Source organism: Pseudomonas sp. LjRoot71 (genome assembly GCF_964253255.1).
In the GTDB taxonomy this organism is placed as follows: Bacteria; Pseudomonadota; Gammaproteobacteria; order Pseudomonadales; family Pseudomonadaceae; genus Aquipseudomonas.
Window position 1 is genome coordinate 937844 of record NZ_CAXURA020000001.1, and the last position, 12453, is coordinate 950296.

General features: G+C 62.5%; 12 protein-coding genes. 3 read left to right on the forward strand and 9 right to left on the reverse strand.

The features are described 5' to 3' along the window. Window positions 1-19: 19 nt before the first annotated feature. From ACSQ17_RS04495 to ACSQ17_RS04520, 6 genes are all read right to left on the reverse strand, one after another. Complete coding sequence (locus ACSQ17_RS04495; protein ID WP_436067747.1) at window positions 20-901, reverse strand: ChaN family lipoprotein; 882 nt, start codon at window positions 899-901, stop codon at window positions 20-22. A gap of 10 nt (window positions 902-911) precedes the next feature. After that, the gene (locus ACSQ17_RS04500) at window positions 912-1679 is read right to left on the reverse strand and encodes a heme ABC transporter ATP-binding protein (RefSeq protein WP_436067748.1); all 768 of its coding nucleotides are present in this window, start codon (window positions 1677-1679) and stop codon (window positions 912-914) included. Further along, the gene (locus tag ACSQ17_RS04505; protein WP_436067749.1) at window positions 1679-2716 is read right to left on the reverse strand and encodes a FecCD family ABC transporter permease; all 1038 of its coding nucleotides are present in this window, start codon (window positions 2714-2716) and stop codon (window positions 1679-1681) included. The genes ACSQ17_RS04500 and ACSQ17_RS04505 overlap by 1 nt, the downstream gene beginning before the upstream one ends. Then, window positions 2713-3612, reverse strand: coding sequence for a heme/hemin ABC transporter substrate-binding protein (locus ACSQ17_RS04510; protein ID WP_436067750.1), 900 nt, complete (start codon window positions 3610-3612; stop codon window positions 2713-2715). The genes ACSQ17_RS04505 and ACSQ17_RS04510 overlap by 4 nt, the downstream gene beginning before the upstream one ends. A gap of 85 nt (window positions 3613-3697) precedes the next feature. Continuing rightward, window positions 3698-4768, reverse strand: a complete 1071-nt coding sequence (locus tag ACSQ17_RS04515) for a hemin-degrading factor (protein ID WP_436067751.1) — start codon at window positions 4766-4768, stop codon at window positions 3698-3700. A gap of 20 nt (window positions 4769-4788) precedes the next feature. Continuing rightward, window positions 4789-5487: a TonB family protein gene (locus ACSQ17_RS04520; protein WP_436067752.1), complete on the reverse strand. Its 699-nt coding sequence runs from the start codon at window positions 5485-5487 to the stop codon at window positions 4789-4791. A 130-nt stretch (window positions 5488-5617) separates the two neighbouring features. Between ACSQ17_RS04520 and ACSQ17_RS04525 the strand changes: the two genes are divergently transcribed. Both ACSQ17_RS04525 and ACSQ17_RS04530 read left to right on the forward strand, forming a co-directional pair. Next, entirely contained in the window at window positions 5618-7810 is a 2193-nt protein-coding gene (locus tag ACSQ17_RS04525) for a TonB-dependent hemoglobin/transferrin/lactoferrin family receptor (RefSeq protein ID WP_436067753.1), read from the forward strand. A gap of 126 nt (window positions 7811-7936) precedes the next feature. Continuing rightward, entirely contained in the window at window positions 7937-8263 is a 327-nt protein-coding gene (locus ACSQ17_RS04530) for a Rieske (2Fe-2S) protein (RefSeq protein ID WP_436067754.1), read from the forward strand. Here ACSQ17_RS04530 and ACSQ17_RS04535 read toward each other — a convergent pair. Continuing rightward, a complete protein-coding gene (locus ACSQ17_RS04535; RefSeq protein ID WP_436067755.1) occupies window positions 8260-9150 on the reverse strand; it encodes an esterase/lipase family protein in 891 nt (296 codons plus the stop codon). The genes ACSQ17_RS04530 and ACSQ17_RS04535 overlap by 4 nt on opposite strands. Window positions 9151-9275: 125 nt before the next feature. Here ACSQ17_RS04535 and ACSQ17_RS04540 point away from each other — a divergent pair, with 125 nt between their 5' ends. Further along, window positions 9276-10004: a class I SAM-dependent methyltransferase gene (locus ACSQ17_RS04540; protein ID WP_436067756.1), complete on the forward strand. Its 729-nt coding sequence runs from the start codon at window positions 9276-9278 to the stop codon at window positions 10002-10004. 77 nt (window positions 10005-10081) lie between these two features. Here ACSQ17_RS04540 and ACSQ17_RS04545 read toward each other — a convergent pair whose 3' ends face one another. Further along, window positions 10082-11170: a fatty acid desaturase family protein gene (locus tag ACSQ17_RS04545; RefSeq protein WP_436067757.1), complete on the reverse strand. Its 1089-nt coding sequence runs from the start codon at window positions 11168-11170 to the stop codon at window positions 10082-10084. Window positions 11171-11186: 16 nt separating this feature from the next. Next, a complete protein-coding gene (locus ACSQ17_RS04550) occupies window positions 11187-12302 on the reverse strand; it encodes a flavin reductase family protein (protein ID WP_436067758.1) in 1116 nt (371 codons plus the stop codon). Window positions 12303-12453: the final 151 nt, after the last annotated feature.

Here is a 12453-nt window from a genome sequence, read left to right on the forward strand (position 1 = left end):
CAGCCGCCGATAAATCGGGCTAGGGTCGCAGTTTTGCGCAGTGATCCTGCTCAGGTTGTGCAGCCGTGAACCAGACATAATCAGCTGATTGCGCAGCCACCTGGCTGCCGACCTCCGCCAGAATCAGCACCTGTACACCTTCAGTTGCACCTAAATCCTGCAGATGCAGCGGCACACCCAACTCACGACGCACATGGAAAGCGCCGGCAAACAGCAGGCTCGGCTCAGGTGCGGCCAGCAGGGCTTCGGCCATACGCCGATCCCGTTGTTGCTGCACGGCGAGCATGGCCGGTAACTGACTGTCCGGCAGCAGATTGCAATGCGACTCGCGAATCTGCCCAAACAACGCCTCGCGCACCGACTGCGCGGTGGAAGCCTGGCCTTGCAGCTGCGGCACCTCGGCATAAATCTGCATGATCTCGCGACGCTCAAGGTTGGCCGCAAGCAGCGGATAAGGCTGACGCAGCGCATGCTGCACCAGCGGGCCGTACTGCGACCAGGCCCAACCCGGCTGCCAGTTCAAGGCGCCGAGGATGTCCTGCGGCGCCTGCCCGGCCACGATGGCTGCGCGTACCTGATCGACTTTGACCTGCTGATCCGGCGTCAGCATTTCCAGTAGCAAACTGCCCTGTGGCCGCTGCGCAGCCAGGGCGCGCAACAACCAGAGCTGCAACGCATGGTGATCGGGATTGTCATGCCGCTCGCCGACCAACACCTTGGGCGCAGCAGCCAGACGCGCCAGCAGTTGCTCAGGTGTCAACCGCGCACCGGTACGCAACTCGACAATCTGCCCCAGCTCAGAATGCTGCAAACCTTCCGGGCTTTGCCAAGCAGGTAAAGCCGGTAGCGAGGCCTGGCAAGCGCTCAACAGCGCCACCACCAGCAGTAATGCAATACGCATAAACAAGACCTTAACGAGCAACGATTAAAGGATGGCCCCGTTCTGGATGCTGCTGCACCAGCACCTCCAAACCGAATACCGCTTGCAATGGCTCGGCTTGCAGCACCGCTTCGGGGCGACCAAGCGCATGGGGGCGGCCACGTTCCAATAGCAACAAGCGATCGCAGTAACGCGCGGCCAGATTGAGGTCGTGAAGAATCACCAGCACTGCTGCGCCCTGCTCAACAAAAGCGCGCGTGGCCTGCAATGTGGTGTGCTGATGCAATGGGTCGAGCATTGACGTCGGCTCATCGAGCAGCAGCACCTGCCCTTCCCCACCCGGCCAGAGCTGCGCCAGTACCCGTGCCAGGTGCACGCGCTGACGCTCGCCGCCGGACAGCGCCAGGTAACTGCGCCCGGCCAGGTGCAAGGCATCGGCCGCCTCCAGCGCCTGCTTGATGATCTGTGCATCGCGCACACGCCCGCTGGCGTGAGGCAGGCGGCCCATGCCGACCACTTCCTCCACACGAAAGGCAAAGTTCAGCGTCGAGGTCTGCGGCAACACCGCCAGGCGTTGCGCGCGCTCGCTGCCGGGCCAGTCCTGCAGCCGCCGCTGATCCAGCCAGACATCGCCCTGGCTCGGCGGCAGCTCACCACACAAAGCGCCTAGCAAGGTGCTCTTGCCAGCACCATTGGGCCCCAGCACACCAAGCACTTCACCCGGACGCAGCTCCAGGTTGATATCCGCCAACACCGTGCACGGACCGCGCTGAACTGAAAGATTTTCTGCGCGCAGCATCAGGTACGTCCCCGCAGCAACAGATACAGAAAGAACGGCGCGCCAATCAGCGCCGTGACAATACCGATCGGCAATTCGGCCGGTGCCAGCACCAGCCGCGCGACCAGATCCGCCAGCAGCAACAGGCTGGCACCGGCCAGGGCCGAGGCCGGCAACAACACGCGATGATCCGGCCCCACCAGCAGGCGTACCAGATGCGGCACGACCAGGCCGATAAAGCCGATCATCCCCGCAGCCGCCACCGCGGCACCTACACCAAGGGCGGTGCAAAACACCAGCTCGGCCTTGATTCGTTCAACCGCAAAACCCAGGTGACGTGCCTCGGATTCGCCCAACAGCAAGGCATTCAGCGCCTTGGCTCGGCGCGGCAGCCACAGCGCGACGGCGGCCGTCACCAGCAACAGCGGCCACAAGCGCGGGTAACTGGCACCGTTGAGGCTGCCCAGGTTCCAGAACGTCAGGGTGCGCAAGGTGGCGTCATCGGCCAGGTAAGTGAACAGGCCGATGGCTGCGCCAGCCAAGGCAGTCAGGGCGATACCGGCCAGGAGCATGGTCGCCACATGGGTTTCACCATCACGCCGGCCCAGACGATAGACCAGTGCGGTCACGCCCAAGCCGCCAATAAAGGCACACAGCGACAATAGATAGGGCGCGAACGCTTCCGGCAAGCCGCCCAGCGCCGCACCGCCGACGATGGCCACCGCAGCGCCCAACGCCGCACCACTGGACACACCAATCAAACCCGGGTCAGCCAGCGGGTTGCGAAACAGCCCCTGCATCGCCACCCCACACAGCGCCAGCACCGAACCGACCAACAAGCCCAGCAGGGTGCGCGGCAGGCGAATTTGTCCAAGAATCAGCTCCGCCTGGGCCAAGCCCTCAGCCGGTAGTGGCAAACCCAGCAGCCGCAGCGCCGCCTTGAGGGTGTCGAGCAACGGCAGGCTGACCGGCCCCAACGCCAGGGATAACCAGAGCGCAAGCGCCAGCAACAGGCTCAGTGCAATAAACAGTGAGCGCGGTCGGATAACAGGATTCATGGCGTGGGCTTAGCTTCGGCGACCAGAGGTTGGCTGGCAGGATAAAAGGCTGCGGACAAGGCCGCCAGCCCATCCGGCAAACGCGGGCCAAGGCCACCGACCAGCAGCGTCGGATCCAGCATCAGCAAACGCTGGTTACGCGCGGCGCGGGTCGCCGCCAGCGCGGGATTCTGCTGCAGCAGTGCCGTACGTGCGGCGTCACCGGACAGGCTGCGGTCGGCAATGATCACCACCTCGGGATCCAGCGCCAGCAGGGCTTCGGTGGACAACGCCTTGAAACCGTTGTGAGTGGCCAGGTTGCGCCCGCCGGCACGCTCGATCAGCCAATCGGCCGACGTGTGCTTGCCGCCAACCATCGGGCTGCCACCGGCATGGCCAAGCAACAGCAGCACACCCGGCGCCGCCTGTTGCCGCTGTGCGGTCAGCAGCCAGTCAGCCTGCTGCTGCAAGCGCTGCTGATAAGCCGCAAAGGCCTGATCGGCGCGTTGCGGCTCGCCCAGCAACGTGCCGATGCGCTGCAGACTGGCCTGCAAACTGTTCAAATCCGCCTTGGACGAGAGCATTTCCACCCGCACACCGGCATCGCGTAATTGCGTCAGCACTGGCGGCGGCCCCATCTCTTCACTGCCGATCAAGATATCCGGGCGCAGGGCCAGCATGCCTTCAGCCGCCAGCTGGCGCTGATAACCAATACTGGGCAACGCGCGTAACGATTGCGGGTGCTGACTGGTGCTGTCCACCCCAACCAGACGGTTCTCGCCGCCCAACGCCACCACCCACTCGCTAAGCGAGCCACCGGAACTGATCCAGCGCTGCGGCAGTGATTCGGCGGACATCAGCCAGGAACAGGACAACAGGCTCGCACCCAGGGCGAGCAGAGAGCTAAGGCGTTTCATAAGGATTCTCTCGGACAACAGAGGGGAGCGCCGGCCCTGGCCAAGCCAGTGACGCGGCGCTGCAACTACAAATGGATAAACCGACTCAGGCCGGCAGGGCTACGGCCTCCTCGGCCAGGGCACGCCAGTCTTCACGCTCCGGGACGCCCGGCTTGCGCGCGCCGAACAGCTGCACCACCAGCTCACCGTCAGCGTCAAATGCCTCCCAGCTGGTGATCACGCCATCGGTGCTGGGCTTGCGCACACGCCACAGCTCGGTCACGCCCGGGGTTTTCAGGTGCAGGTTGAACTCGGGGTCCAACACGTTGAACCAAGTGTCCATCCAGCGCAGGTTCTTCACCGGCCCGGAGTGGATCTGGATGCAGTGGCGGTTGCCGACAAACACCATGATCGGCACTTGCCGTGCGCCCGCCTGCTCCAGCAGCTTCGGCAACTCACTCACCGGCAGAGGTTCAGCCCATTCACGCCCCGCCAGACGCAGCGCCTGGGTACGGGTGGTGCCGTGCTTCTTCAGCAGGGCAAAGAAGTGGTGGGTATCCTTCAGCGTCGACCAGCCTACGCGCAACGCATTGGTATCAATCACTGCATCGGCCTGAGCTGGAGTAGCCTGCGGCAGGGGCTGCAGGTCCAGCTCGGCACACTGCTCACTGGCGGCAAAACGCTCCAGCAACGGTTCCCAAGCCTGTAGCTGGCTGTCCTCGGTAAGGAACACCTTGTGTACCGCTGTGCCTTGGCGATCAAACACCTGAATGCTGCGCTGGGCGCCCTTGCCGGTTTGCTCTTCAATGGCAAACACGCTGGCCCAGCCCCCCAGGAACAGGCGCAGGTCGATATCCGCCGACACCACCAGGCCCATCTGGCCATTACCGGTCACTGTGACCTCGCGGTAGTAGCCCTTGCGTTCATGCACGCAATGCTCGTTGCGGGTCAGCGCCATCACATAACCCAGTTCACCCAATGCAGGCAGCAACTGCGCCCACTCCGGGCGCAAACGCAGGGTATCGATGCCCAGGCGGCTGGCCACCAGCTCGGCCTCGCTGACCGCCAGACGCTCGGCGGCATCACGTGCGCGCAGACGCGGTTGTTCATTGCGCAGGACTTGCCAGGCCAGGTAGAGATCATTGGTAGCCGCAATGGGCTGGGCATGGGTATTCATGGAAAACTCCTCACTGGTAATCACCGGCTCGCCGTCAGGGCAAACTGGATCGGGATATGAACCCGGCTAGGGACTGCCTGGCCATCTGTGGTTTCAGGGTTGAAGCGCCATGCGGCAACGGCCTGCAACGCCGCACGATCAAGACTCTCAACGCCAGAGGAACGCAGCACATTGAGGCTGCGCTGCTGCCCCAGCGCATCCAGGCGCACCTCCAACAGAACAACCCCCTGCTGGTTACGACGGCGCGCCTGGGATGGGTAACTCGGTTGACGCGGCGGCTCACGAAAACTCGGCTTACGACTGAGCACCTCCGCAGCGACTGCTGCACTGGCTGGCCTGGCCGGCCTGGCTGACTCGACCTGTGCCGGCGCAGCAGCAGCCTGTGCACTGACAACGTCAGCAGGGGCGGGGCGCGCGACGGTTTGCTTCACGGTTGCCGGCAACGGCGCAGGTTTCGCCTGGGCGGCCAGCGCCGGTCTAAACGTCTTCACCGCCACCGGCTTGCTCGGTAACGCGGCCTTGGGCGGCGCAACAGGCAATGACGGTGCGCTTTGCGCAACCGCCGCAGGGGCCAAAAACACCGCCGTGATAGGCGGTTCTGGCGCTTGCACGGTCGCGTAAGCGGCGCCCAACAGCACAGGTTGCGCCATGCCAAACAACTGCCAGCCCGCAAGATGCAGCGCCACTGACAGCAGCAGGGAGAGCAATAGACGAAGCATGCCGATACGCACCAATTCAAATACGAATCTATTTGATAATTATTTGCATTAGCGTGTCAACATGGTTTAGCTTGCCGGCCGATGCCAACCCGGCGGTCAGAGCAACCGCCCGTATGTCCCTGGAGTCTACATGCACAGAAGTCCTCCATTCGCCCGTCGTCCCTGGCTTGCCCTGCTGTTGCTAAGCCCCTCGCTGGCGCTGGCCGCAGAAAAAGCCCCCAACCAGTTCGATACGGTCACCGTCACCGCGACTCGCACCGAGCAGACCCTTGATCAGGTGCCCAGCACTGTGTCGGTGCAGACCGAGCGTGATATCGATCAGAAAAACGTGAAGAACATTCAGGATCTGGTGCGCTACGAACCCGGCGTGTCAGTCGGTGGCAGTGGTGATCGCTTTGGCCTTTCGGGCTTTACAATCCGCGGTATAGGCGGCAACCGCGTGCTGACCCAGGTAGACGGCATCGGGATGCCGGACGCCTTCTCCTTCGGCGGCTTCCTTAGTGCCAAACGCGATTACGTTGACGTCGACACCGTCAAAAAGGTGGAAATCATCCGCGGCCCCGCCAGCTCGCTGTATGGCAGCGATGCGATTGGCGGCGCGGTGAGCTTCCTGACCAAGGATGCCGGCGACTATCTGGACGAAAGCGATGACGCTTACGCGCGCCTGAAAACCGGTTACGACGGCAGCGATGACAGCTGGCAGCGCAGCGCCACCTTCGCTGCACGCCTGGGCCAGGTCGACGGCCTGCTGCACCTGGGTCGACGCAGTGGCCAAGCCACCGACACCCACGGCGGCCTGAGCGGTATCGGCGCCACCCGCGAGCAGGCCAATCCGCTGGATTACCGCACCGACAACCTGCTGAGCAAATTCGGCTGGGATTACAGCGACAGCGGCCGCCTGCAGCTGACCTACGAGCGTTACCAGGACGACACCGACACCCGCGTGCTGAGCAATTACAGCAATACCGCCACCATCCGCACCCAGGATGCTGAAGACCGGGTTGATCGTGAGCGCTACTCCCTCGCCCATACCCAGCAACTCGACACCCTGCTGGTTGACCAGATTCACAGTCAGCTCAGCTACCAGGACAGCCAGACCCGTCAGCAAACGTTCGAGGACCGCGTAGTGGGCGGTGGCGCGCGTTATCGGACACGTGATTCGTACTACGAAGAACAGCTCTGGGCGTTCAACACCAAGCTGGACAAGGCATTCAACATCGGCAGCACGCAACATGCGCTGGTATATGGCCTGGACGTCAAACACCTGAAGAACGCAGACCTGCGCGAAGGCGGTGAAACCGTACTGGCCACCGGAGTGAATACACCGGTACTGCCCACCAGTGACTTCCCCGACCCAACGACCAAGGAATACGCCCTGTTCGCCCAGGACAGTATCAGCATCGGTCGCTGGACCCTGCTACCAGGCCTGCGCTACGACCACTATGAGATGAGCCCACACGTCACCCAGAAATACCTCAACAGTCAGGCAACGGATCGCAACCCAGGTGACTTCAAGGACTCGGCGCTTTCACCCAAGTTCGGCGCGACCTATCAGATTGACGACGCCCACAGTGTCTACGGTCAGTACGCCGCTGGCTTCCGCGCACCGCAGGCGATCGAGATCTTTGGCGAGTTCGCCAACCCCGGCATGTACCGCACCCTGGCCAATACCAACCTGAAAGCCGAAACCAGCGATAGCTTCGAGCTAGGCCTGCGTGGTCAGTACGCCATCGGCAGCTTTGGCGCGGCGCTGTTCTACAACCAGTACGACGACTTTATTGAACGAGACGAACGCCCATCCAGCGTGCCAGGCTTCCCCTTCGGCGAGTTCCAGTACGTCAACAAAGACCGCGTCATCATCCGCGGGGCGGAAGCCAAAGGCGAACTGTTCCTTGATCAACTCGGTCTTCCAGTCGGCTGGAAGGCCCGTGGCAGCGTGGCCTACGCCCGCGGCAAGGATGAAGGCACAGGCCAGCCGATCAACAGTGTCGACCCGCTCAAGGGGGTGTTCGGCCTGGGCTACATCGCGCCGAGCAGAACGTTTGGCGGCGAGCTGAGCTGGACCCTGGTGGCGGCGAAAACCCGCGTCGACATGACCCAGACCGCCAATCATGCCGAGACATCGGGTTATGGCGTACTCGACCTCAACGGCTGGTGGCAGCTGAGTGACGCCCTCGCCGTAAATGCCGGCTTGTTCAACCTGACCGACAAAGAGTACTGGCAATGGGGCGACGTACGCGGCCTGACCGAAAATAGCCCAAGCATGGGCCGTTTCAGCCAGCCGGGGCGCCACGCCGCCGTCAACCTGATCTGGGAAATCTGACCCGGCAACACGTCTACCGCGCGATTAACCCGTCGCGAAAAAGCGTTCCACTTGGCGCAAGGATGCGCCCTCCTCTTTCACTTCCGCGCCAGGGCGGCATAATGCCGGCCTGTCGGGGAGGTTGCTATGTTGCGTTTATGTGCACCGGATGAAGTGGCCGAAGGCCAGAGCAGGGGCTTTGAAGCCGCCGGTGAGCAGCTGTTTGCCGTGCGCAAGGACGGCCAGTTGTATGCCTACCGCAATCGCTGCCCGCACCGCGGCATCCCGTTGGAATGGCTGCCTGACCAGTTTCTCGATGTCAGCGCCAGCCTGATCCAGTGCGCCACCCACGGCGCACTGTTTCTCATCGAATCCGGCGAATGCGTCGCCGGCCCTTGTGCCGGGCAATCGTTGCAAGAGCTTGCCATCCGCGAAGATGATCAGGGCATCTGGGTTGAGCTAAACGAAGTCTAAAGGCCTGCTGCCTGTAGCCGCTGCGCATGTTCGACAAACAGCTTGACCGGCTTCGCACCTTTGCCGACCAGACCGAAGGTCTGATTGATGATGTCGAAGTGATCCAGCGGGTACTGATCACCAATCACCACACCCAAGTGTGAACTGTAGCGCCCGACCATGCCGTCACACTGCCCCGGTTCACGCTGAAAGGTTTTGGCAAATAGCCGGCAGGCAACATTCGGCCCATCGAAGCGGTTGCCACCTTTATTGGTGATACCCGGCTGCAGGGTGCCGGACCAGGAGTAGTAGCGCACGCCGTTGACCTCAGCCGCGCCCTCACCACCCCAGACCTCCGGCAAGCCCTGCGGGTACTGCCGGTTGAAGGCCGCCACCCCGTCCAGGGTCAGCGATTGCTGCGCAGCGGCCACATCCATGGGCAATGGTTCGCCTTTATAACCGCGCTCCAGCCAGGCCATGCAGCGGGCCACGCCACGCAGCAAGGCACTCAAGATGCGCTCACGCAGACTGCCGTGCGGGGCTTTGCGTTTGAGAAAGTCCGCCAGTTCCGAGCCATGGTTGGGCCCGGCCACCGAAGTCACGGACGCTACCCACTCGGGTTTTAGTGCGGCCGCATAGCGTGCAGTGAGGGCGCCCTGGCTGTGGCCAATCAGATGGACCTTTTCGGCGCCAGTCTGCTGCAACACATCGGCGATGCGCAGCAGCAGTTGCTCGCCGCGCACTTCAGTGGAGTGCACCGAAGACACCAGCACCGGGAAGACCTGTGCACCGAGGCGGCGCAGCGCCGTGACGATGCCGTACCAGTAGGGATAACCGAGCAGACTGACAAAGCCGAGTAAGCCTGGCACCAGAACCAGGGGATAACGGGGAGCAGAAGCTGTCGACATAGCAAACCTTCCTTGTGTCATACCGCCGAGAAAGAAGTGCGAACCACAAAACGTGCCAGGGCCGCGTATTGGGTAGGCGAGCTGTGCGTGCCTGGCATATAGTCCCGGCTCCTCTTTGCGCTGCCATGACCATGCATACCATCGAACGGATTTACCCGAAGGACCTCAACCCGCAGAACCCGGATGACCAGGCCAGCCTGCATATTCACATGCAGCGCTACGAGTTCGCCGCCGACCACTTGAGCGGCCAGCGCGTGCTGGATATGGCCTGTGGTTGCGGTTATGGCACCGCCCTGCTGGCCCAACGCAACCCTGGCAAACAGGTCACTGGCGTGGACATTGACCCTGCGGCCATTGCCTACGCCCGCGAGCATTACCAACTGCCCAACCTGCGTTATGAATGCGCCGACGCCGAACAGTTCCATGACGCCGAGGGCTTCGACTGCATTGTCAGCCTGGAAACCATCGAACACCTGCCGCGTCCGCAGCAACTGCTGGCCAACTATGCGCGTTTATTGGTGCAAGACGGCAAAGTGATTGCATCGGTGCCGATCACTCCAACCCTGGATGGCAATCCTCACCACCTGCATGATTTCAGCAAACGCAGCTTTCATGCGCTGTTCCGCCAGCACGGGCTGCATGCCCACCAGCACCTGGAGCAGATTCAGTGGTGGCAGTTCAAAGGGTTGTTCTCGAAACAGGTGGATCAACAGAAACAGCACCGCAGCGAAGGCGTCGGCAATGCCGTGCTGCTGTATTACCGCCAGCACCCGCTGTACCTGTTCAGCCGGCTGTATTCGATGCTGCGCTACGGTTTCAGCAACCGCTACCTGACCTGCGTGTTTACCCGCTGACCTTGTAGCCCGGATGTAAGCGCCCCGGATTGCATCCGGGCTACGGCGTACGTTCGTAGGGTGAATGGTTCGCGCCGTTAAGCGCCCACCGGCACGGCCTCGACCGGACGCCGGCGGTAGATCCAGATGCGCGTCAGTACTGTCTTGAACTGTCGCCACAGGCTGCCGTTGTTGTAGACCTGACCATAACGCGCGGCAATCTCGCGCACCTCCACGGCCATCGCCGCATAGCGCCGCGCCGGTAGATCGGGGAACAGGTGGTGTTCGATCTGGTGACTGAGGTTGCCCGTAAGAATATGAAACAGCGGCCCACCATTGAGGTTGCTGGACCCGCGCAGTTGACGCAGGTACCAGTGCCCACGGCTTTCGCCGACCACCGATTCCTTGCTGAACACCGCTGCCTGCTCGGTAAAGTGACCGCAGAAAATCACCGTGAAGGTCCACAGGTTGCGCAGCAGATTGGCCATGGCATTACCGGCGAGCACCGCCAGGGCATTGGCACCGATCAGCAGCGCCAGCAGCGGGAAGAACAGGTAATCCTTGCCCCACTGACGCAGTACCTTGGCGTTGAACTGTTTGATCAGCGGACGCACTTCGGCCTTGCTCAGCTTGCCCTTGTAGACCTTGTCCAGACGCAAGTGCTGGATCGCCACCGAATACTGGAACAACAGCGCCTGAATCGTCACCCACAGCGGCTGCCAGCGGTAGAACGGCTTCCAGCGCTGCTCGGGAAACAGCCGCACCACGCCATAGCCAACGTCGTCATCCATGCCCAGCACATTGGTCCAGGTGTGGTGCACATGGTTGTGGGTGTGCCGCCAGAAGTCGCTCGGTCCGGCGATATCCCACTCATAACTGCGCCCGGCAAACTCGGGGTCATTCATCCAATCATACTGGCCGTGCATGACGTTATGCCCCAGCTCCATATTCTCCAGGATCTTGCCCAGCCCCAGCAGCAAGGTGCCGAGCAACCAGGTTGGCGGAAACCAACCGAGCATCAGCAGGCCGCGTCCACTCCAGCAACAGAACCGCACCGCTGCGCGAATGCGGCGGATATAGCGGGCGTCCGCCTCGCCAAGATCGGCCAGGGTGCGTTGGCGCAGCGCATCCAGCTCATGGCCGAATGCATCCAGCTCGGCAGCGGACAGGTGACGGTCAGCGCGCATGGGGTTACCTCGCAAGTTAAAGGTCGATTTCCAGATCAGCGTGGGGCGCGCTGACGCATAAACGAATTGGCTGCCCCGGCTCGCTGAACAGCGCACCACTGCGCATATCGCGCACCGTGCCGCTGAGCAGGGTGCAGGTGCAGCTGGCGCAGATGCCCTGGCGACAGCCATGGGCCGGCTGCAAACCCTGCGCTTCAGCCAGTTCCAGCAGGCTGCGCTGGTTGTCGGCCTGCATCTGTTGATGACTGCGGGCAAAACCCAGGCGCACCGCACGCAGCCCCTCGACGGCATTGAATGTAGGCGGGGTAAAGGCCTCCACTTGCAGTGCACCGGGCAAGGCAGCCTGCTGCCACCACTGCTGCACCTGTGCGACAAACCCTGCCGGGCCACAGGCCAGCACACGGCACTGGGGCAGCGCGGTGACCGAATGCAGATGCTCAGCCTTAAAGCGCCCGGTCAATGCTCCGGCTTCGGCACTGGCAGCCGTCAGCGACCAGCGCACCTGCAAGTTGCTGTACTGCGCTTGCAGCGCCTGCAATTCAGCAGCAAAGGCGCGTTGACCTTGCTCACGCACGTAATGCAACAGCGTAATCGGCGCACTGAAGCCCTGCGCCAGAGCGCTGCGCAAAAGGCCCAGCAGCGGCGTGATGCCACTGCCCGCCGCAAGCAGCAGCACAGCGTCCGGCGTCTCGGGCCAGCTCAACTCGCCCTGCACCAGGCCCAGTTCCAGCACATCCCCCACCGCCAAGTGTTCCAACAGGTAAGGCGACACCCGCCCACCCGCCTGATGCTTGATGGCGATCTGCACGCGGCCATTGGACTGCACGGCAGTCAGGCTGTAACTGCGGCTCAAGCGTACGCCATCACGTTCGAGGTACAGCTGCAGATGCTGACCTGGCTGTGCGCCGCGCCAGTTGCCGTTGGCCTGCAAGTTCAGTTCGAGCATGTCATCGGCCACCCACTGGCGCTGGGTAAGCCTTGCGAACACGCGGTTCAGACGCAGTGCCGGGTGCAAGAGCGCCAGCACGGCGTCGACATCGCTTTCGCGCAACCAGCCGTACGCCACCAGCCGTCGCAACGGCCCTAACAACCGTGAACAGGCGCGCACCCAGGCAAATGAGATCAGGGTCATGAACGACTCCAGTGAACAATTGTTCACTAGATTGGCAGAGCCACCCCACTCAGTCAACACTCGTACACTCAAAGCGTACACCGCGGTTCGACGTCTACAACGCCGCTTTGTTAGAGTGCGGTGCTGAACGCCATGCCGAGCCTTGAAGTTT

Bases quoted from the DNA above. Each gene is read 5' to 3' on its own strand.
- ACSQ17_RS04535 (WP_436067755.1), bottom strand. From the start codon at position 9,150: ATGTCGACAGCTTCTGCTCCCCGTTATCCCCTGGTTCTGGTGCCAGGC.
- ACSQ17_RS04500 (WP_436067748.1), bottom strand. From the start codon at position 1,679: ATGCTGCGCGCAGAAAATCTTTCAGTTCAGCGCGGTCCGTGCACGGTG.
- ACSQ17_RS04520 (WP_436067752.1), bottom strand. From the start codon at position 5,487: ATGCTTCGTCTATTGCTCTCCCTGCTGCTGTCAGTGGCGCTGCATCTT.
- ACSQ17_RS04505 (WP_436067749.1), bottom strand. From the start codon at position 2,716: ATGAATCCTGTTATCCGACCGCGCTCACTGTTTATTGCACTGAGCCTG.
- ACSQ17_RS04545 (WP_436067757.1), bottom strand. From the start codon at position 11,170: ATGCGCGCTGACCGTCACCTGTCCGCTGCCGAGCTGGATGCATTCGGC.
- ACSQ17_RS04510 (WP_436067750.1), bottom strand. From the start codon at position 3,612: ATGAAACGCCTTAGCTCTCTGCTCGCCCTGGGTGCGAGCCTGTTGTCC.
- ACSQ17_RS04525 (WP_436067753.1), top strand. From the start codon at position 5,618: ATGCACAGAAGTCCTCCATTCGCCCGTCGTCCCTGGCTTGCCCTGCTG.
- ACSQ17_RS04540 (WP_436067756.1), top strand. From the start codon at position 9,276: ATGACCATGCATACCATCGAACGGATTTACCCGAAGGACCTCAACCCG.
- ACSQ17_RS04550 (WP_436067758.1), bottom strand. From the start codon at position 12,302: ATGACCCTGATCTCATTTGCCTGGGTGCGCGCCTGTTCACGGTTGTTA.
- ACSQ17_RS04495 (WP_436067747.1), bottom strand. From the start codon at position 901: ATGCGTATTGCATTACTGCTGGTGGTGGCGCTGTTGAGCGCTTGCCAG.
- ACSQ17_RS04530 (WP_436067754.1), top strand. From the start codon at position 7,937: ATGTTGCGTTTATGTGCACCGGATGAAGTGGCCGAAGGCCAGAGCAGG.
- ACSQ17_RS04515 (WP_436067751.1), bottom strand. From the start codon at position 4,768: ATGAATACCCATGCCCAGCCCATTGCGGCTACCAATGATCTCTACCTG.